Origin of the sequence: Pseudomonas sp. IT-P294, assembly GCF_949767865.1 — a bacterium.
In the GTDB taxonomy this organism is placed as follows: Bacteria; Pseudomonadota; Gammaproteobacteria; order Pseudomonadales; family Pseudomonadaceae; genus Aquipseudomonas.
Window position 1 is genome coordinate 1,005,335 of record NZ_CATKQW010000011.1, and the last position, 20,039, is coordinate 1,025,373.

Annotated in this window: 14 protein-coding genes; 4 read left to right on the plus strand and 10 right to left on the minus strand. The window is 59.7% G+C overall.

The features are described 5' to 3' along the window. Positions 1–149 precede the first annotated feature (149 nt). Entirely contained in the window at positions 150–860 is a 711-nt protein-coding gene (locus ACM6I0_RS11855; protein ID WP_414922329.1) for an ATP-binding cassette domain-containing protein, read from the plus strand. Positions 861–862: 2 nt separating this feature from the next. On the opposite strand, the gene ACM6I0_RS11860 is transcribed toward ACM6I0_RS11855, so the two are convergent. Further along, complete coding sequence (locus ACM6I0_RS11860) at positions 863–1,354, minus strand: MgtC/SapB family protein (RefSeq protein ID WP_414922330.1); 492 nt, start codon at positions 1,352–1,354, stop codon at positions 863–865. Between the two features lie 123 nt (positions 1,355–1,477). On the opposite strand from ACM6I0_RS11860, the gene ACM6I0_RS11865 reads away from it, so the two are divergent. The 3 genes from ACM6I0_RS11865 (at position 1,478) to mapR (ending at position 4,877) form a co-directional block, all read left to right on the plus strand. Beyond that, positions 1,478–1,711: a DUF3203 family protein gene (locus ACM6I0_RS11865; protein WP_414922331.1), complete on the plus strand. Its 234-nt coding sequence runs from the start codon at positions 1,478–1,480 to the stop codon at positions 1,709–1,711. Positions 1,712–1,906: 195 nt separating this feature from the next. Beyond that, a complete protein-coding gene (gene ccoG, locus ACM6I0_RS11870; protein ID WP_285431036.1) occupies positions 1,907–3,337 on the plus strand; it encodes a cytochrome c oxidase accessory protein CcoG in 1,431 nt (476 codons plus the stop codon). Positions 3,338–3,467: 130 nt separating this feature from the next. Next, a complete protein-coding gene (gene mapR / locus ACM6I0_RS11875) occupies positions 3,468–4,877 on the plus strand; it encodes a GntR family transcriptional regulator MpaR (protein ID WP_285431035.1) in 1,410 nt (469 codons plus the stop codon). A 38-nt stretch (positions 4,878–4,915) separates the two neighbouring features. Here mapR and ACM6I0_RS11880 read toward each other — a convergent pair whose 3' ends face one another. The 9 genes from ACM6I0_RS11880 to ACM6I0_RS11920 all read right to left on the minus strand — a co-directional run bounded on the left by ACM6I0_RS11880 (position 4,916) and on the right by ACM6I0_RS11920 (position 20,039). Continuing rightward, the gene (locus tag ACM6I0_RS11880; RefSeq protein ID WP_414922332.1) at positions 4,916–5,662 is read right to left on the minus strand and encodes an SDR family oxidoreductase; all 747 of its coding nucleotides are present in this window, start codon (positions 5,660–5,662) and stop codon (positions 4,916–4,918) included. A gap of 91 nt (positions 5,663–5,753) precedes the next feature. After that, complete coding sequence (locus ACM6I0_RS11885; protein WP_414922333.1) at positions 5,754–7,835, minus strand: putative bifunctional diguanylate cyclase/phosphodiesterase; 2,082 nt, start codon at positions 7,833–7,835, stop codon at positions 5,754–5,756. A gap of 258 nt (positions 7,836–8,093) precedes the next feature. Next, positions 8,094–9,575 carry an efflux transporter outer membrane subunit gene (locus ACM6I0_RS11890; protein WP_414922334.1) on the minus strand — a complete coding sequence of 494 codons (1,482 nt, stop codon included), beginning with the start codon at positions 9,573–9,575 and terminating at the stop codon, positions 8,094–8,096. Next, a complete protein-coding gene (locus ACM6I0_RS11895; protein WP_285431030.1) occupies positions 9,572–12,679 on the minus strand; it encodes an efflux RND transporter permease subunit in 3,108 nt (1,035 codons plus the stop codon). The genes ACM6I0_RS11890 and ACM6I0_RS11895 overlap by 4 nt, the downstream gene beginning before the upstream one ends. Then, a complete protein-coding gene (locus ACM6I0_RS11900) occupies positions 12,676–15,780 on the minus strand; it encodes an MdtB/MuxB family multidrug efflux RND transporter permease subunit (RefSeq protein WP_285431029.1) in 3,105 nt (1,034 codons plus the stop codon). Before ACM6I0_RS11900 ends, ACM6I0_RS11895 begins: the two co-directional genes overlap by 4 nt. Beyond that, entirely contained in the window at positions 15,777–17,096 is a 1,320-nt protein-coding gene (locus tag ACM6I0_RS11905; protein ID WP_414922335.1) for an MdtA/MuxA family multidrug efflux RND transporter periplasmic adaptor subunit, read from the minus strand. The genes ACM6I0_RS11900 and ACM6I0_RS11905 overlap by 4 nt, the downstream gene beginning before the upstream one ends. Before the next feature lie 180 nt (positions 17,097–17,276). Continuing rightward, on the minus strand, positions 17,277–17,777 hold the full coding sequence (gene tpx / locus ACM6I0_RS11910) for a thiol peroxidase (RefSeq protein WP_008030203.1): 501 nt from the start codon (positions 17,775–17,777) through the stop codon (positions 17,277–17,279). Positions 17,778–17,989: 212 nt separating this feature from the next. Beyond that, positions 17,990–18,433 carry an SRPBCC family protein gene (locus tag ACM6I0_RS11915; RefSeq protein WP_285431027.1) on the minus strand — a complete coding sequence of 148 codons (444 nt, stop codon included), beginning with the start codon at positions 18,431–18,433 and terminating at the stop codon, positions 17,990–17,992. 61 nt (positions 18,434–18,494) lie between these two features. After that, a complete protein-coding gene (locus ACM6I0_RS11920; protein ID WP_414922336.1) occupies positions 18,495–20,039 on the minus strand; it encodes a bacteriocin immunity protein in 1,545 nt (514 codons plus the stop codon).

A 20,039-nucleotide genomic window follows, 5' to 3' on the forward strand; every position in this document is an offset into this window, starting at 1 on the left:
TTGAATCCCCTCTGGCTCGCCAAGAACACGATGATACTGGGTATTTGGCACACTCCGAGCATCGTTATTTGTACCACACTCCTATTTGTATTTAACTTTGCATTAACGACCCATCAACTTAGAATCAATCCGGTATGGAGCAGATATTAATGAACTCGTTAACCGTTGACAAACTGACATTTAGCCACTTTAAACATCCTTTATTTGAAAATGCGACATTAAAGGTGGAGCCTGGGAACCTCGTAGGTTTACTCGGGCCGAATGGCAGTGGAAAGACGACTTTTTTTGACATCGTCTGTGGCCTGCACAACCGAAAAGACTCAACTATGTCTAACACCTTCATAAAGAAACTCTACCTGTCGCAGACAATTACCACTCCGCACACGCTCCACATGTTTGACATCTTTAAAATAACTGCCCTACTTTGCTCACCAGACAATGTCACACAGGACAACGTACTGGCAAAACTTGAAACGTGGAGCCCTGAAGTAGTCGAGCGCTACAAAAAAATCTGGAAAAGAAAATCATCAACATGCAGTTACGGCGAAAAACGCTGGTTTTTCACACTGACACTACTGGCATTGAACGCAGACCTTATAATACTTGACGAGCCAACTGCCGGGGTCGACCCTGAATTTCGCCATTACATATGGAAGTGCCTGCACGGCGCAGTAAAGGACGGAACTGCAATTCTTGTGTCATCTCACAACACCCAAGAAGTGGTCGACAACTGCGACTACTTTTATATGATCAGTAATCGCCAATTCAGTAAGTTCAGCAGCGGACAGGAATTCACCAGCTACTATGAAGCAACGAACGTGGATGATGCATTCATCCGTGCAGCGTCATCGACTGATTAGCGTCATTGTTTTTCAAACATCCGGACAACTCTCGGCATAAAGCTAAATATCCCCAGCGCGAGCAACGTACTGAGCACCGCCGTCGCCTCGCGCCCCAGGCCGGCCGACACTCCGATCGCTGCCGTCATCCACAACCCGGCGGCGGTGGTCAGGCCTTTGACGTGGCCTTCATCGCCCTCCTGGTTTTTCAGAATCGTGCCGGCGCCGAGAAAACCGATCCCGGCGATCACGCCCTGCACCACCCGACTCATGGCGTCGGCCTGGGACCCGGACATCTGTGGCACCAGGACAAACAATGCCGCGCCCAATGCCACCAGCATGTGGGTGCGAACCCCGGCAGCCTTGCCCATTTGCTCGCGTTCAAAGCCGAGAATGCCGCCCAGCAACGCAGCAATCAGCAGCCGCACGGTGATGCGCGTCAGTTGCGACGCATCGCCAATGTCGGAGAATTCCGCTTGCAGCGTCACCCAAACCTCATGCCACCAGGCGTTCATGGTGCAAATCCTTGTGATTGCTCGTTAGAGCATGGACCGCACCGACCATTAATCGGTTGCACCGAACGATGATCCCCGGCTGAGCCCTAACACTGTAGAACCCGCAGAGAAAAGGACACGTTCATGACTGTGCGCATCGAAAACCAGACATGCTTTTTCACAACGGAAAACGGTGAAGAAATTCGCCTGTGCCCCGACGTCACCATCATCACTGACCCGGATAAAGCCATGTCAGCGGTGGAGCTCGACGGCCAGCTTGTCTACATCACCGAAGCAGAAGCCGACGCATTGACCGTAGTAGGCGCCGTTGACGGTCGCAGGCATTTGAAGGCCACCGAGAGTGATTCGGTTATTTGACTGACCTGCATCAACACCTCCCGCAGGCGACCGATACAGGCGCCTGCATCCTGCAACGCCGGGTGCATCAAGTTGTCGCAGGTAGCGCATCGATACCCATCTGATCCGCTTTTTATTCCAATACCTGAGTCTGTTATGCAAACAGATCGCTGGTCATAGTGCTCATGCCTGATGGAGGCTGATGAGCGAAAGACCATGAGCGATAGAATCCCCGTCCGAACCATAGAAAGCGTCCCGCCAGTCCAGACCTATGAGCCTTCGCGTCCAAAGATGAAGGCCAAGTCCAGCGACAACCTGATTCACACCCGCAGCTTTACCGGCCTGTTCCGCACCCTGCGCCTGAGTGGCGCCGGATGTCTGTTTTTGCTGTTCTTCGGCACTGTGTGGCTGAACTGGGGCAATCGTCAGGCGGTGCTCTGGGACCTTTCGGAAAGCAAGTTCCATATCTTCGGCGCGACCTTCTGGCCGCAGGATTTCATCCTGCTCTCGGCGTTGCTGATCATTGCCGCGTTCGGCCTGTTCGCGATCACGGTGTTTGCCGGCCGGGTGTGGTGCGGCTACACCTGCCCGCAGAGCTCGTGGACCTGGATTTTCATGTGGTGCGAGAAGATCACCGAAGGTGAGCGCAACCAGCGCATCAAGCTGCAGGCCGCGCCGTGGGGCCTGAACAAACTGCTGCGCCGCTCGGCCAAGCACACCCTGTGGCTGGCGATCAGCCTGCTGACGGGCCTGACCTTTGTCGGCTACTTCACGCCGATCCGGCCCCTGGCCGAAGAACTGCTGACCTTGCAGATGGGCGGCGTCAGCCTGTTCTGGGTGCTGTTTTTTACCGGCGCGACGTACATCAATGCTGGCTGGCTGCGTGAAGCGGTGTGCATGCACATGTGCCCGTATGCGCGATTCCAGAGTGTGATGTTCGACAAGGACACCCTGACCATTTCCTATGACGTGGCCCGTGGCGAAAACCGTGGCCCGCGCAAACGCGAGGTGAAACCGGCCGAAGTGGGCCTCGGTGATTGCATCGACTGCCAACTGTGCGTGCAGGTCTGCCCGACCGGGATCGATATTCGCGACGGCTTGCAGATGGAATGCATCGGCTGCGCGGCGTGTATCGACGCCTGTGATTCGATCATGGACAAAATGGGCTACGCCCCCGGCCTGATCAGCTATACCTCGGAGCGTGAGTTGCAGGGTGGCAAGACCCGCCTGTTACGGCCACGGCTGATTGGTTACACCGCCGTGCTGCTGGTGATGATCGGCGCCCTCGTCCTTGCCCTGGTCGAACGGCCGATGGTGTCGCTGGATGTCAGCAAGGATCGCGGTCTGTTCCGTGAGAACAGTCAGGGGCAGATCGAAAACATCTACAGCCTGAAGGTCATCAACAAGACTCAGGTGCGCCAGGACTATCGACTGAGCCTGGTGGAGGGCGACGGTTTCCAGCTGCAAGGCAAGACCGAACTGAGTCTGGCACCGGGGGAGATTGTCGATGTACCGGTGTCGGTGGCCCTGCTGGCAGAACGTCCGAGCAGCAGTTCACAGACGATCAGTTTCAAGATTGTCGACAGCGATGAACCAGGCATTTATAGCGTGGCAAAAAGCCGGTTTGTGGCGCCGATGAACCGTTAAGGCTTTAGACTGCGGGGCGCCATTCGCGAGCAAGCTCGCTCCCACAAGGACACTGCAATACCTGTGGGAGCGAGCTTGCTCGCGATGCAGTCACCTCGATTTTTCTGACTGAATCACATCCAGGCACTTGATGAAACGCTACGAAAAATTCGCCGACGACATCGCAGAACTGATCCGCTCCGGCGTCCTTGGTCCCGGCCAGCGCGTGCCGTCGGTGCGCTACGCCAGCCAGACCTACGGGGTCAGCCCGTCCACGGTGTTCCAGGCCTACTACCTGCTCGAACGCCGGGGCCTGATCCGCGCCCGGCCGCGCTCCGGCTACTTCGTCAACGCCCATGCGCCGAGCCCGTTTTCGGAGCCGGTGATCAGCAGCCAGGTCAACGAATCCACTGAAGTCGACGTCAGCGAACTGGTGTTCTCGGTGCTCGACTCGATCAAGGACCCGACCACGGTGCCCTTCGGCTCGGCTTTTCCCAGCCCGACCCTGTTCCCGCTGCAACGGCTGTCGCGCTCCCTGGCCAGCGCCGCCCGGGACATGGACCCGCGCATGGTCGTCACCGACATGTCGCCGGGCAACCCGCAACTGCGCCGACAAATCGCCCTGCGCTACATGGTCGGCGGGCTGATGCTGCCCATGGAAGAATTGCTGATCACCAACGGCGCGCTGGAAGCCTTGAACCTGTGTCTGCAAGCCGTCACCGAACCCGGCGACCTGGTGGCTATCGAAGCGCCGGCGTTCTATGCCTGCCTGCAAATACTCGAGCGGTTGAAGCTCAAAGCCGTCGAGATTCCGGTGCACCCACGCGACGGCATCGACCTTGGCGTGCTCGCGCAAACCCTGGAACGCCATCCGATCAAGGCGTGCTGGTGCATGACCAGCTTCCAGAATCCCATGGGCGCGACCATGCCCGAGGCCAAGAAGCAGGAACTGGTCGAATTATTGCGCCGCCACCAAGTGCCGCTGATTGAAGACGATGTCTACGCCGAACTCTATTACGGCCAGCAAGCGCCGAAACCGGCCAAGGCGTTTGATACAGAAGGGTTGGTGATGCACTGCGGTTCGTTCGCCAAGAGCCTTGCCCCCGGCTACCGCATCGGCTGGGTCGCCGCCGGGCGTTATGCGCAGAAAATCGAACGGCTGAAACTCATGACGTCGCTGTGCGCCTCGATGCCGGCCCAGGCCGCCATCGCCGACTACCTGCAACACGGCGGCTACGACCGGCACCTGCGCAAACTGCGTTACGCCCTGGAAGAACAGCAAAGCGCCATGCTCGCTGCAATTGCCCGCTACTTTCCGGCGCAGACACGCGTCAGCCAACCGGCCGGTGGCTACTTCCTGTGGCTGGAGCTGCCGGCGCAGATGGATTCGTTGAAGTTGTTTCAGATGGCACTCGCGCAGGGGATCAGCATCGCGCCGGGGCCGATCTTTTCACCGACCCAGCGGTTCAGGAACTGTATCCGGCTGAATTACGGGAGCCCGTGGACCGAAGAGTCGGAGAAGGCGATGGAGACGTTGGGGCGGATTGTGCGGTCATTCTGACACTGATCGTTCCCACGCAGAGCGTGGGAACGAGCCTGTTAACGCCCGCCCGCAAGATCAACAAAAGTCCCGGTCGCATAAGACGCCTTGTCCGACAACAACCAGATAATCGCCTCTGCCACCTCGTCCGGCCGTCCACCGCGAGCCATCGGAATCGCCGATTCGAGCTTGCTGACCCGGTCCGGGTCACCGCTGAGCGCATGGAAGTCGGTGTAGATAAACCCCGGCCGCACCGCGTTGACGCGAATGCCCTCGCCCGCCACCTCTTTGGACAGGCCGACGGTAAAGCTGTCCAGCGCGCCTTTCGATGCCGCGTAATCCACGTATTCATTGGGCGAACCCAAGCGCGAGGCCACGGAGGAGACGTTGACGATGCTGCCACCCTGCCCGCCATGTTTGGGCGACATGCGCAGGACCGCGTGCTTGGCGCAGAGGATCGGTGCCAGGACGTTGGTTTTAAGGGTTCTGAGAATGCGGAATTCGGACATTTCGTCGATGCGGGACTTTTGCCCCACCGTCCCGGCATTGTTCACCAGCGCCGTCACCCGGCCCAGTTCGGTGTCCACCCGGTGGAACAAGCCGATCACTTCGTCTTCGATGCTGACGTCGGCGCGTACCGCAATGGCTTGGGCACCCAGCGCGCGGACTTGCTCCAGCACACGTTGCGCAGCCGCTTCGTCGGCCTGGTAGTTGATGCAGATCCGATAGCCCTGCGCGGCGGCCAACAGCGCGGTTGCGGCGCCGATGCCACGGCTGCCGCCAGTGATGAGAATGACTTTGTCCATGCGTGCGTCCCCTAACAAACCTAAGCAGTCCGGGCCAAGAATAACCGCCATTGCCGGCTTTTGCATGGACTCACATCAATCACACGTCGTTTCAACCGACTGCCCGCTGCTCCCCGCGATGAATGTCGATCATGAAGCGATCCGCGGGCAGCGGATGCCCCAACAGGTAACCCTGCAACGAGTCGCACCCCAGCTGAGTCAGGAAATCCTGCTGGACACCGGTCTCCACGCCTTCGGCAACGATGCGCAGGCCCAACGCCTGACCGAGGGCGACGATGGCCGAGACAATGGCCGCATCATCGCTGTCGTGTTCCAGATCGCGGACAAAACCACGGTCGATCTTCAGCTCGTTGGCCGGTAGACGCTTGAGGTACATCAAACTCGAGTAGCCGGTGCCAAAGTCATCGATCGACAGATCGACACCCATTTCCGAGAGTTCCTGAAGCACCGTCATGCTCGCGTCAGCATCGCTCATGGCGGTGGTTTCGGTGATTTCCAGGGTCAGGCTGTTCGCCGGCAACTGATGAGTAGCCAAGGCTTTGGAGACGCTATTGACCAGGCCCTTGTGGCAGAACTGTAACGCCGAGAGATTCACCGCGATGCGCCAGTCGGTGTAGCCCAGCACATACCACTCGCGCATCTGACGGCAGGCTTCGTTCAGCACCCATTCACCGATGGGAATGATCAGCCCGGTTTTTTCCGCAAGGTCGATGAACCTGTCCGGCAGCAGCATGCCCTGGGTCGGGTGCACCCAGCGCAGCAGCGCCTCGGCGCCCACCGGGCGACCATTGCCGGCGTCGAATTTGGGTTGGTAATAGAGGCTGAACTGTTGCTGATCGAGGGCGTTGCGCAAGTCCTGCAGCAATTGCAGCTGGATGCGCGCGTTACTGTTCATCGAGGCATCGAAAAAACTGTAGCCGTTTTTCCCGGCACCCTTGGCGTGGTACATCGCCGCGTCGGCGTTCATCAGCAATTCCTGGGCTGTCTGGCCGTTGCCCGGAAACAGCGCAATGCCGACACTGGCGGAAATCTGCAGATCATGTTCGGCGACCCGGAACGAACTACCGATCAACGCGACCTGCCGAGCCGCCAGGTCCAATGCATCGTTCGGCTCGCTGAGCCGCACCAATAGCACAAACTCATCGCCACCGATTCGCGCCAGGGTGTCCTGGCTGCGCAAATCCTCGCGCAGGCGCAGGCCGACTTCCCGCAGCAACTGATCGCCCATGTGGTGACCGAAGGCGTCGTTGACCGGTTTGAACCCATCCAGGTCGATGAACATCAGCGCAAAACAACCGCCCTGCTCGTTCACCTTGGACATGGCTTGCTCGATGCGGTCGGCGAGCAACATGCGATTGGGCAAACCGGTCAGGGTGTCGTGCAGGGCCAATTGGGTCAGCTCGCGATTGGCTTCCGTCAGAGAGCGTGCGAGGTCGGCGGTGCGTGCTTCAAGACGCGCATCCAGCACCGACGTCAACAAGGCGATGCTCAACACCGCCAGCGTGGTGATCAGCACCAGGTTGTCCAGGCCCTTGCCGTTCAAGCCCGTGATCGCGGCGCCGCAGAAGCTGCCATCCGGGAAACGCGCCGCGGCCATGGCGGTGTAGTGCATGCCGACGATGGCCAGGCCCATGATGACCGCGGCCCCCGCGCGCAGCAGGCCTACGTACGGTGTGTGCTGACGCAGGCGGAAGGCAATCCACAACGCCGCGCCGGATGCGCCGACAGCGATCAGCAACGAAGCACTGAACAGCGTCGGGTCGTAATCGATACCCGGTTGCATGCGCATGGCGGCCATGCCGGTGTAATGCATCGCGCTGATCCCCGCGCCCATGATCAACGCGCCGAACCCCAGTTGCCAGGCGGGCAGGCGTGGCTGGCTGACCAGCCACAAGGCAAAGCCGCAGGACAGGATCGCGGTCAACAGCGACAGGGCCGTCAGGACGAAGTCGTACCCCAGATCGATGGGTAAGGTGAACGCGAGCATGCCGATAAAGTGCATCGACCAGACGCCAACGCCCATGGCCAAGGCGCCACCCGCGGTCCATAGGAACACGGCCCGGCCTTTGGCCGTGGCAATGCGCTCGGTCAGGTCGAGCGCGGTATAGGAGGCGAGAATCGCCACACAAAGCGAAATGATGACCAGCGTGGGTGAATAGCTACCGATGAGCATGTGACTTCTCGCGACCGCCCCACCGTACTGCTTCCGTTCTCGACAGGGCAAATCCGGCGATTGTACTGATTACGCAAAAGAACGCACTGACAATAATGGTCAAATGGCCATCAAGCCGATGAAACGCTTGTTTGATAAATCTTCGCCGTCCCTTGCCGATCGTTCCCACGCTCTGCGTGGGAATGCAGCCAAGGACGCTCCGCGTCCCATGCCAGAACGCTGCGTGGGAGCGATCAAGACCCGCTGCAACAAGCCGGATCAATCCTTATTGCTGACCTGAAGCTGCCCGTCCCAGCCACCGCCCAGCGCCGCGATCAACTGCACACTGGCGATCAGGCGGCTCTGCAACAAACTCAGCACGTTGCGTTCGTTATTCAACGCCGTGGCCTGAACCACCACCACATCCAGATACGCAATCAAACCGGCCTTGTATTGGTTCTGGATCAGGCGCAATGATTCACGCGCCGCATCCAGCGCTTCCTGACGCACGCCCGCTTCGTCCTCCAGCACCTTGAGCTGCACCAGATAGTTTTCCACCTCGCGGAAACCATCGAGCACGGTCTGGCGGTACTTGGCGACGGTTTCGTCGTAGGCCGCTTCGCTGCGATCGACTTCAGCGGAACGCTGGCCGCCGTCGAACAGGGTCATGGCCAACTGCGGCCCGACCGACCAGAACCGGTTCGGCAAGCTGATCCAGTTGGAAAAGGTGCTGCTGCTGTAGCCGCCATTCAGGCTCAGGGTCAGGTCCGGGTAGTACGCGGCCTTGGCCACGCCGATGTTGGCGTTGGCCGCCATCACCGAACGCTCCGCGGAAGCGATGTCCGGGCGGCGCTCAAGCAACTGCGAAGGCAGGCTTAGCGGCACTTCGGGCAACGCCGGGATGTCCTTGGTCTCGACCAGGGTGAACTCCGCAGGCGGCAGCCCGATCAGTACGGCAATGGCGTTCTCGAACTGGGCACGCTGCCAGATCAGGTCGACCATGTCCGCCTGGGTGCTTTTGAGTTGTGTCTGCGCCTGGGCAACCGCGTCCTTGCCGGAGACACCGGCGCGGTATTGGTTTTCGGTCATTTTCAGCGAGCGTTGATAAGCTTCGACGGTCGCTTCCAACAGGCGTTTCTGCTCGTCGATCACCCGCAATTGCAGGTAATTCTGCACCAGCTCCGATTGCTGGCTCAGGCGCATCGCCGCCAGGTCGGCAAAACTGGCCTGGGCGTTGGCGGTGTCTGCTTCGAGCCCTCGGCGCAACTTGCCCCAGATGTCGGCTTCCCAACTGACACCGGCCTGCGCGGTGTAGGTGTCACGAATGCCGCTGGAGGAACTGGTCAGGCTCGAATTACTGCTGCCGGTGCCTTGGCTGGAGCGGCTTTTACTGACGGTCAGGTCCACCGTCGGAAAAAACGCGCCCCGGGCACTGCGCACCAACGCCTGGGCCTGACGGTACTGGGCTTCGGACTGGGCGACGGTCTGGTTGGAACTGTTGAGTTTTTCGATCAGGCCATTGAGCTGCTGGTCGCCATACAACTCCCACCAGGCGCCGCGCGCCAGGGAATCGCTGGGCTTGGCCTGACGCCAGCCTGCCGCTTCCTTGTATTGCACCGGCGTCGCGGCGGGCGGACGCTGGTAGTCCGGGCCGACAGCGCAAGCGCTGAGCATCGCCACGCACAGCGTCAGGCTCAGCAGACGCGAGCCCCGGGCCGCCGCCAACGGGGTGGCCAGATTGATAAGCGATCGGTCAGTCATAGCGGAGTTTCCAGAGCAGCATCGGTACGCACTCCACGCCATTTGTTGAAGCGATGGCGCAGTTTGTCGAGGTAGAGGTAAACCACCGGGGTGGTGTAAAGGGTCAGCACCTGGCTGAAAATCAGCCCGCCGATGATGGTCAGGCCCAGCGGCTGCCGCATTTCCGCCCCTTCGGCACGGCTCAGCAGCAATGGCAGCGCGCCGAGGATCGCCGCCAGGGTGGTCATCAAAATCGGTCGCAGACGTTGCAGACAGGCGCTGCGGATCGACTCCAGCGGGGTCAGGCCTTGGTGCCGTTCCAGTTGCAATGCGAGGTCGATCATCAAAATGGCGTTTTTCTTTACCACGCCGATCAGCAAGAACAGCCCGAGCAGCGAAATCAGGCTGAACTCGCCACCCAGCGCATAGATCGACAGCAACGCGCCAACCCCGGCCGATGGCAATGTCGACAGAATGGTCAGCGGGTGAATATAGCTTTCATACAGCACACCCAACACCAGATACACCGCCACCAGCGCGCCGAGAATCATGAACGGCTGGCTCTTCTGGGTGGCGGCGAAGGCGTTGGCGGTGCCGGCCATTTTCACGATCACGTCTTCCGGCATGCCGAGCCGGGCAATCGCCCGCTCGATGGCCGCCGTGCCCTGCTCCACCGTCACGCCTTCGGCCATGTCGAAGGCAATGCTTTCGGATGCGAACTGGCCTTCGTGGCTGACGCGGTCGTCTTCCAGGCTGTTTTCGTAATGGGCGATGGTTGAAAGCGGAATCCGCGCGCCGTCGGCAGTGATCACCTGAACCTGCTTGAGGGTGATTGGGTCCTGGGCATATTTCGGATTGACCTCCATCACCACCTGATACTGGTTGAGGCTGTCGTAAATCGTCGAAATCTGCCGCTGGCTGTAGGCGTTGTTCAGCACCGCGGTGACCATGTTCATGTCGACGCCCAGGCGCTTGGCCTGATCGCGATCGACAATCAGCGTCACCTGTTGCGCGCCGCGTCCCTCGCGAGCGTCAATCGCCGTTAGTTCCGGCAACGCCTTCAAGGCTGTCACGACTTTGGGATACCACTCGCGCAACTTGCCGAGGTCGGCGCTTTGCAGGATGTAGGAATATTGCGACGTGGTTTGCTCGCGACCGCCGCCGAACTGCAGATCCTGATCAGCCATCAGCATCAATTGCGCGCCAGGCACCTTTGGCATTTCCTTGCGCAGGCGTTCAATCACCTTCTGCGCGGAAATGTTGCGTTCCTTGATCGGTTTCAGGCGGACCAGCATGAACGCGTTATTGGTGCCGTTGGTGCCGCCAATGAAGCCGGCGACACTTTCCACCGCATCGTCTTTGAGAACGGCGCGGCGGAAAATTTCCATTTTCGGCTGCATGACGCTGAACGACAAACCGTCATCGCCGCGCACGAAACCGATCAGCTGACCGGTATCCTGCTGAGGCATAAAGGTTTTAGGAACAACGATATACAGCGCAATATTAACGCCGACTGTCAAAAACAAACTGAGCAACGTCAGTCGACGATGACGCAGCACCCAGTCGAGACTGGTCGCGTATTTACCGACCATCCACTCATTGGCGCGCTGGCTCCAGCGCTGCAAACGGTTTTCCTGGCCCGGCGTGTGCGGCTTCAACCAACGCGCACAGAGCATCGGCGTCAGCGTCAGGGACACCACCAGCGACACAACGATGGACGCCGCCAGCGTGATGGAAAACTCGCGAAACAGGCTTTCAATGATCCCGCCCATGAACAGGATCGACAGGAACACCGCCACCAGCGAGACGTTCATCGACAGCAAGGTGAAGCCGACTTCCTGCGCCCCAAGGTATGCGGCCTTCATCGGCGGCACGCCCTCATCGATGTGCCGGGAGATGTTTTCCAGCACCACGATCGCATCGTCCACCACCAGCCCGGTGGCCAGGATCAGCGCCATCAGCGACAAGTTGTTCAGCGAGAACCCGTAGAGGTACATCACCGCAAAGGTGCCGACCAGCGACACCGGCACCGCCAGGGTCGGAATCAGCGAAGCGCGGAAATTGCCGAGAAACAGGAACACCACCAGAATCACCAGCGCCACGGCGATCAGCAGGGTCATTTCCGCTTCGTGCAGGGTCGCCTTGATCACTGGCGAACGGTCCATCGCCAGGTTCAGTTTGACGCTGGCCGGCAGCACGGCTTGCAATGCCGGGAGCTGGGCCTTGATATCGTTGACCGTCTCGATGATGTTGGCGCCGGCCTGGCGGTTGATCACCAGCAGTACCGCCGCGTCGTTATTGAAGAAACCGCTGTTGTAGCGGTCCTCGACGCCGTCGCTGACCTTGGCCACGTCCTTGAGGCGCAACGCTGCGCCGTCCGCGTAGTGGATGATCAGCGACTCGTAATCCTTGGCTTTTTCCAGCTGATCATTGGCCTGAACCTGCCACAGCCGCTGGCTGTCTTCGACCGAGCCTTTGGGCCTGCGCACGTTGGCGTTGGCGATGGTGTTGCGCACATCGTCCAGGGCCACGCCATACTGGTTGAGCGCCTGGGGTTCGAGTTCGATACGTACGGCCGGCAACGAGCTGCCGCCAATCTGCACTTCACCCACGCCCTGCACCTGGGACAAGCTCTGGGACAGAATCGTCGACGCCAGGTCGTAGAGCTGGCCTTTTTCCAGCACATCGGAGGTCAGTGATAGCACCATGATCGGCGCCTGGGACGGGTTGACCTTCTTGTAGGTCGGCATGCTGCGCATCCCGCTGGGCAGCAGGTTGCGCGAGGCGTTGATCGCCGCTTGCACTTCCCGGGCCGCGCCGTTGATGTCGCGGTCGAGGTCAAACTGCAAAATCACCCGGGTCGAGCCTTGGCTGGAGCGGCTGCTCATGGTGTTGACGCCGGCAATCGCGCCGAACGAGCGCTCCAGTGGCGTGGCGACGGTCGAGGCCATCACTTCAGGACTCGCGCCAGGCAGGCTGGCCTGGACCACGATCACCGGGAAATCCATCTGCGGCAATGGCGCCACCGGCAACAGGCCGAAGCACACACCGCCCAGCAGCATGATCGCCAGGCTCAGCAACATGGTCGCGACCGGGCGCTTGATGAAAGGTCCGGACAGGTTCATGGCTGCTCTACCGCTTCCACGGACTGAGGCTTGCGACCCCAGCGCCGGCCGAGGCGGTCGAAATACAGATAGATGACAGGCGTGGTGAACAGCGTCAGGACCTGACTCACCAGCAAACCGCCGACCATCACCAGACCCAAAGGCTGACGCAATTCCGCGCCGGAACCGGTGGCCAGCATCAAGGGCACGGCGCCGAACAACGCAGCGAGCGTGGTCATCAAAATGGGCCGGAAGCGCAACAACGCCGCCTGATAAATCGCAGTCTGCGGGTCCATGCCCTGATTGCGCTCAGCGTCGAGGGCGAAGTCGATCATCATGATCGCGTTCTTCTTCACGATGCCGATCAGCAGAATGATGCCGATGATCGCGATCATCCCCAGGTCATTGCCACTCAACAGCAGCGCCAGCAAGGCGCCGACCGCCGCCGAGGGCAAGGTCGAGAGAATGGTGATCGGGTGAATATAGCTCTCGTACAACACACCAAGCACGATGTACATCGTCACCACCGCCGCCAGAATCAGCAGCAAGGTGCTCGACAAGGAAGCCTGGAACGCCTCGGCGGCGCCCTGGAACTGCGTCTGCACGCCAATCGGCATGCCGATGTCTTTCTGTACCTGATCGATAATCTCGACCGCATGCCCCAGCGCCACGCCGGGCGCCAGGTTGAACGACATCATCACCGCCGGGAACTGGCCGATGTGGGTGATCGCCAGTTGCGCCTGTCGCTCCTCGATGTGCGCCAGGCTGGACAGGCGCACTTGCCCGCCGTCGGTGGTCTTGACGTGAATCTGGTTCAAAGCATCCGGGCCGATCTTCTCGCCGGACTGCGATTGCAGCACCACGCGGTACTGGCTGGCCTGGGTATAAATGGTGGAAATCTGCCGCTGGCCGAAGGCGTCGTACAGCGCGTCGGTAATGTTCGACACCGACACCCCGACCCGTGACGCCGCATCGCGGTCGATCACCAGGTAAACCTGCAACCCCTTGTCCTGCAAATCACTGGCGACGTCAGTCAGTTCTGGCCGTTGCGCCAGGGCTTGCACCAGACGCCCGCTCCACAGGCTGAGCAACTCCGAATCCGGCGATGACATGCTGAACTGGTATTGCGTGCGGCTGACACGGTCTTCGATGGTCAAGTCCTGCACCGGTTGCATGAACAGCCGGATACCGACCAGTTTGTCCAATTCCGGTTGCAGGCGCGCGATCACCTGGGTCGCGCCCAAATCGCGGTTGCTGTGGGGTTTGAGGTTGATCAGCAGGCGACCACTGTTCAATGTCGAGTTGTCACCGTCGACGCCGATGTAGGACGACAGGCTTTCGACCGCCGGATCGGCCAGGATCACTTTGGCCAGTTCCTGCTGGCGCTCGCTCATCGCCGCAAAGGAAATCGATTGCGGTGCTTCGGAAATGCCCTGGATAACGCCCGTGTCCTGCACCGGGAAGAAGCCTTTGGGCACGACCATGTAAAGGAACACGGTCAGCGCCAGCGTGCCGATGGCCACCAGCAAGGTCAGTGGCTGGTGCTTGAGCACCCACTGCAACCTGCGCCCATAGCCTGCGATCATCCAGTCAATTGCTGCGCCACTGGCGCGGTAGAAGCGGCCCTGCTCTTCTTCCTTCGGCTCACGCTTGAGCAAGCGCGCGCACATCATCGGCGTCAGGGTCAGGGAGACAACCAGGGAAATCAGGATTGCCACCGCCAGGGTGATCGCAAACTCGCGGAACAACCGCCCCACCACGTCGGCCATGAACAGCAGCGGGATCAGCACCGCGATCAGCGACAGGGTCAGGGAAATCAGGGTGAAACCGATCTGCTTGGCGCCCTTGAGCGCGGCATTCAGGGGCGTGTCGCCTTCTTCGATGAACCGGGAGATGTTCTCCAGCATCACGATGGCATCGTCCACCACGAAACCGGTGGCGATGGTCAGGGCCATCAAGGTCAGGTTGTTGACCGAGAACCCGGCCAGGTACATCACGCCGAACGTACCGATCAGCGACAGCGGCACGGCCACCGTCGGGATGATCGTGGCACTGGCTCGACGCAGGAACAGGAATGTCACCATCACCACCAGCGCGATGGCGATCAGCAACTCGTGTTGCACGTCAGTGACCGAGGCGCGAATGGTCTGGGTGCGGTCGGTGAGGACCGTGACGTCGAGGCCCGCCGGCAGGTTGTCGGTGATGCTTGGCAGCAACGCCTTGATCCGGTCGACCACTTCGATGACGTTGGCGCCGGGCTGGCGCTGAATGTTCAGCAGCACTGCCTGGTTTTCATTGGCCCACGCCGCCAGGCGCTCGTTCTCGGCGCCGTCGACGATTTCCGCGACGTCCTTGAGCCGCAACGGCGCGCCGTTGGCGTAGGCCAGAATCAGGTTGGCGTAGTCCTTGGGCGACGTCAGTTGATCGTTTGCATCGAGCATCGAGACCCGGGTCGGGCCGTCGAAGTTGCCCTTGGGCTGGTTGACGTTGGACGCGCCGATCAAGGTGCGTACATCGGACAGGTTCAAACCATTGGCCGCCAGGGCCTCCGGGTTAACCTTGATCCGCACTGCCTGACGCTGGCCGCCGGCAATGCTGACCATGCCGACCCCGCTGATCTGGGCGATTTTTTGCGCCATGCGGGTGTCGACCAGGTCATTGAGCTTGGGCAACAGCATGGTCTTTGAGGTGATTGCGAGGGTCAGCACCGGGGTGTCCGCCGGGTTGACCTTGTTGTACACCGGCGGTGCCGGCAGGTCCTTGGGCAGCAAATTGGTGGCGGCGTTGATCGCGGCCTGCACCTGCTGCTCGGCAACGTCCATGTTGATGTCGAGGCTGAAACGCAGGGTCAGCACCGAGGCGCCGCCGGAGCTGGTCGACGCCATCTGGGTCAGGCCGGGCATCTGCCCGAATTGACGCTCCAGCGGCGCGGTGACGGCACTGGTCATGACGTCCGGGCTGGCGCCGGGGTACAGCGTCATCACCCGAATGGTCGGGTAATCGACTTGCGGCAATGCCGACACCGGCAATAGCCGATAAGCGATGATCCCGGCCAGGATAATCGCCAGCATGCTCAGGGTCGTGGCGACCGGGCGAAGGATGAACAGCCGCGAGATGTTCATGCGCCGTCCTTTTTCGCCTTGTCGGTGGTGGTCGCAGGCTCAGTCGAGCTGGCCGCCGATTTGCCCTGCAAGTGGCCGGTCGGGGTGGCCGGTACGTCCTTGGTGTCGTTGACCACTTCGACTTCGCTGCCTTCCTTCAGGCGGTCGGTGCCTTCCAGGACCACGCGATCCCCCGGAGCGAGGCCTTCGGTGACCACGGTGTTCTGACCGTCACTGGCGCCGACCTTCAACTGGCGGATCGTGACCTTCTTGTCGCCGTCCATTGCATAGACGAACGTGCCGTTGGTGCCGAACTGAATCGCCGCCGACGGTGCGAGCACCACGCCTTTCAGGGTGTCGGCCAGCAGGTGGACGTTGACGAACTGGTTGGGGAATAACACCTGATCGCGGTTCTCATAGCGTGCCTTGAATTTCAGGGTGCCGGTGGTGACGTTGATCTGGTTGTCCAGGCTCTGCAACACGCCCGTGGCCTGCAACTGCGTGTCGCCACGGTCCCAGGCTTCGGCGATCAATTTGGCGCCGGTGCGATAGCGCGCCAATACGACGTCGAGGCTGTTCTCCGGCAAGGTGAAGGCGACGCTGATCGGCTGGGTCTGGGTGATGATCGCCAGCGCCGTGGTGTCGTTGGCGGCCACCAGGTTACCGACGTCCAGCTGCCGCAGGCCCACACGCCCGGCAATCGGGGCGCGGATCTTGGTGAATTCCAGATTGAGTTTGGCGTCGTTGACTGCCGCCTGATTGGTCTTGACCGTGCCCTGGTACTGGCCGACCAGCGCTTCGGCGGTGTCCAGGGTTTGCTTGGCGATGCTGTCTTCCTTGAACAGACCCCGATAACGCTCGACATCGACCTGGGCGTTTTTCAATTGCGCCTGGTTCTGCAGCAACGTGCCTTCGGCCTGGAGCAAGGCGTTCTGGTAAGGACGCGGGTCGATTTCAGCCAGCAGGTCGCCGGCCTTGACCATCTGCCCTTCTTCGAAGGCAATCCTCATCAACTCGCCGCCAACGCGGCTGCGCACATTAATGGTGTTGAGTGCGGTGACCGTGCCCAACGCCCTGTAGTACAGCGGGAAATCACCTTTGACCGCCGGCGCAACACGCACCGGGATCGGCCCGGTCGCCCCGCCAAAGCCCGGACGCATGCCTCCCGACTTGCCGGTGTGCCCGGCGACGGCTTTCGGAGCTGCACTTTCCTTCTGGTGACTGCCGGCAGGCCAGAATTTCCAGCACAGCCCAGCGATGACCAACAGGACAAGCAGGCCGAGCAGCCAGCGACGAGGATTACGGGAAGCAGAGGATTGCATGGAATGATCAACCATTGGGCGCGTGAGCTTTTTTCTACGGGAGGCTGAACGATAAGCACTGGCGGGTATTAAGCAAAGCGCCTTTACCGGCAATTTACCTTTGGCTTACGTAACAGGAGATTTATCTAAGACACTGAAGCACAAATGAAAACGGCCTGGACAGGGCCAGGCCGTTAACAATTGTAAAAAGTAAGCTTATTTCAGAACAGCAAGTGCCGCTTCGTAGTTCGGTTCTTCAGCGATTTCCTTGACCAGTTCGCTGTGCAGCACGTTGTCGTTTTCGTCCAGCACAACAACCGCACGGGCGGTCAGGCCTTTGAGCGGGCCGTCAGCGATGGCCACGCCGTAGTTCTCGATGAACTCGGCACCGCGCAGGGTCGACAGATTCTGCACGTTTTCCAGGCCTTCGGCGCCGCAGAAGCGTGCCTGGGCGAACGGCAGGTCAGCGGAGATGCACAACACAACGGTGTTGGCGACATCGTTGGCCTGGGCGTTGAACTTGCGAACCGACGTTGCGCAGGTCGGGGTGTCGACGCTTGGGAAGATGTTCAGCACTTTGCGCTTGCCGGCGAAGCTCGCCAGGGTCACGTCGGACAGATTGCCAGCAACCAGGGAAAAGGCTGGCGCCTTGGAACCGGCTTGTGGCAGTTGACCGTTGACTTGAACCGGGTTGCCTTTAAGAGTGACTTGAGCCATGAACGGAGTCCTTCTGAACGTTGTTGTAGAGAATTTTGAAGAGGCCGAAGTTAACCACGAAACGAGGCCTTCGACCTATCCCCGATACAAAACTTGTATACAACATAAATCTTTGTCGGAGCGAGCCTGCTCGCGATTGCGGACTGACATTCAAAATAAATGTCGGCTGACACACCGCTATCGCGGGCAAGCCCTCTCCCACAAGGTCGTGTTCAAGCCAATAACCGCAACATATTGCGGTGCCGTGCCGCAAAAATCCGGCGCATATACGCGTTCACCAACAGCGTTTCCGTAAACGCGCCACCGATGGCCGCGTAAGTGACCCGGTCGGTGTATAGCGTACCGCCCTCCCCAGCCTCCACCCGATGTTCATGACGAAAGGCAGCCATCGGCCCCTCGAGCATTTCATCGATGAAATGCTGCTCGCCCACTTCGCGGATCACCACGGTCCAGTTCGCCGGAATGACATTGAACATCCAGTGTCGAAAACGGAACTGGCGCCCGGCTTCAATGCGCAGGTTGCTCAAGTCGATATCGCTCAGCAGCGTGATTCGCTCCGGGAAGATATTCGGAAAATTGAGGCCTTCCAGACAAAAGTCGAGAACAAAGTCCGGTGTACGGTTTGGGATCAGGGTCGTCAGTTGCAAAACAGGCATAGGGGGCAACATTCCTTTGTCTGGCCGGAGGGTGGATTAGCAGGTCGTGAACGAAGTCCTGTCATGACGCGATCTCAGCGATCGACATGTCGGGATATTCGCGCGAATCCCTGAACATGACATAAAGGGGCCCCATCCCGGAATCTGCCGGAAAGACTACGACATAGTCATCAAACCGAATGCCTGCAATATCGTCGATCACCTCGAGCGAGGGCGCGGGTGACGAGATGAGGAATCCCAACCTGCTCGCGGAGTCTGGTGCCAGGTCCGAAGTGGTTTGAAGTACGTCCGGCGAATGCCAGTTAACGGTAACCGGTACTTTTGCGTCAGTAGTGAAGCAGAAAGCTTCCAGACGCTCATCCCAAACGGCCTCGCGCACTCGTACCTTCGTTCCATTGGTCGGGGTAATAGCTATCTGAAGCAGCGTTTCTATCCGTTTCAATCCCCGAGACAAGGTTCCGGGTGGAACGAAATAGCTGCCGCTGTTCATTCTGAAGCGCATCTCGACCCCGGATTGAGACTTCGCCAGAGCTTGCCAGTCCTGCCCCTCGACAGGGTGAAGCTCGGCAAGGGGCACACTCAATCCATACATCCCGGTTTCCGCACGACTGACAAACTCCAGTTGCAGGACCGCTGCGTACTGACCTGTATGAGCCTCGGTTGCAGCAGTGAGCTGCCAGGTGAACTCTGCCATAACCGAACGTATGGATTTTTGCAGAGCCATCCAATGAGTATCCAGTGGCTGCGACAACGCACCGTTGAGCAAGATACTCGGGCGTACCTTGGCAAAGGCAAGGTCTGCGAGAAGCAGACCTGGCGTCTGGGTCGGGCCGATACCCTCTTTATGGCGCTGACGGACAAGTCGCGATTGTGTGAGGACCAGCAATGCTTCTGCCTGAACTTGCAAGCGAAGCAGACGCTGGTTGATGGCGATCAAACTGCCTGCGTACCGTTCATGGGCGGTGTTGATCTGTTGCGCGATACTTTGCCACAGCACCTGCTCTGACCGAGCGCCGGTCTTGTCACGCATGACCGCGCTCCTGGTCAACTCGATGCTCGATTTCCAGAATTCATACTGGCGCACGGAGGTCCGCGCCTCGTACTCGGCCGCTTCCAGCGCTCGGAGACTCGCCTCGCGCTCGATGATGTTCACTGCTTCAGCCTGTTGGTCATGCAGGTGTTTGGTCCGTTGCTCAAGAAGAGCAAGAGACACTTCAACCGTTTGCTCGGACGCTAACACTCCAGCGACGACTCTTTGAACACTTGCCAGACTCAAAGTCGCTCGTTGCTGCTCCATTTGCGCGGGATTCAGCGGCACATACGGCGTTGGCGTTCTCACAGACACACCTTGGCCCTTGAACGCGGCCAAACCCTGTTTTTGCCACCACTCGATCACATAGCCGACGACCCACTCAGGGGAATTCACGTTGTACTCATCCTTTGAGTAAAACAGCAGGTCGGCACCGTCAGGATGGCCAACGATACGGTCGAAATGATTGATCAGTTGATCGTGAGTACGCTTAGGCAGATCAACTGCCCAAATCCTGTTTACCAAGGACTGGAATTCCGGCTCGGTGTAATCCTTGAGTGTCGATTTAAGATCCAT

Coding starts and splice junctions, on each gene's coding strand:
- ACM6I0_RS11855 (WP_414922329.1), top strand. CDS start 150: ATGAACTCGTTAACCGTTGACAAACTGACATTTAGCCACTTTAAACAT.
- ACM6I0_RS11860 (WP_414922330.1), bottom strand. CDS start 1,354: ATGAACGCCTGGTGGCATGAGGTTTGGGTGACGCTGCAAGCGGAATTC.
- ACM6I0_RS11865 (WP_414922331.1), top strand. CDS start 1,478: ATGACTGTGCGCATCGAAAACCAGACATGCTTTTTCACAACGGAAAAC.
- ccoG (WP_285431036.1), top strand. CDS start 1,907: ATGAGCGATAGAATCCCCGTCCGAACCATAGAAAGCGTCCCGCCAGTC.
- mapR (WP_285431035.1), top strand. CDS start 3,468: ATGAAACGCTACGAAAAATTCGCCGACGACATCGCAGAACTGATCCGC.
- ACM6I0_RS11880 (WP_414922332.1), bottom strand. CDS start 5,662: ATGGACAAAGTCATTCTCATCACTGGCGGCAGCCGTGGCATCGGCGCC.
- ACM6I0_RS11885 (WP_414922333.1), bottom strand. CDS start 7,835: ATGCTCATCGGTAGCTATTCACCCACGCTGGTCATCATTTCGCTTTGT.
- ACM6I0_RS11890 (WP_414922334.1), bottom strand. CDS start 9,575: ATGACTGACCGATCGCTTATCAATCTGGCCACCCCGTTGGCGGCGGCC.
- ACM6I0_RS11895 (WP_285431030.1), bottom strand. CDS start 12,679: ATGAACCTGTCCGGACCTTTCATCAAGCGCCCGGTCGCGACCATGTTG.
- ACM6I0_RS11900 (WP_285431029.1), bottom strand. CDS start 15,780: ATGAACATCTCGCGGCTGTTCATCCTTCGCCCGGTCGCCACGACCCTG.
- ACM6I0_RS11905 (WP_414922335.1), bottom strand. CDS start 17,096: ATGGTTGATCATTCCATGCAATCCTCTGCTTCCCGTAATCCTCGTCGC.
- tpx (WP_008030203.1), bottom strand. CDS start 17,777: ATGGCTCAAGTCACTCTTAAAGGCAACCCGGTTCAAGTCAACGGTCAA.
- ACM6I0_RS11915 (WP_285431027.1), bottom strand. CDS start 18,433: ATGCCTGTTTTGCAACTGACGACCCTGATCCCAAACCGTACACCGGAC.
- ACM6I0_RS11920 (WP_414922336.1), bottom strand. CDS start 20,039: ATGGATCTTAAATCGACACTCAAGGATTACACCGAGCCGGAATTCCAG.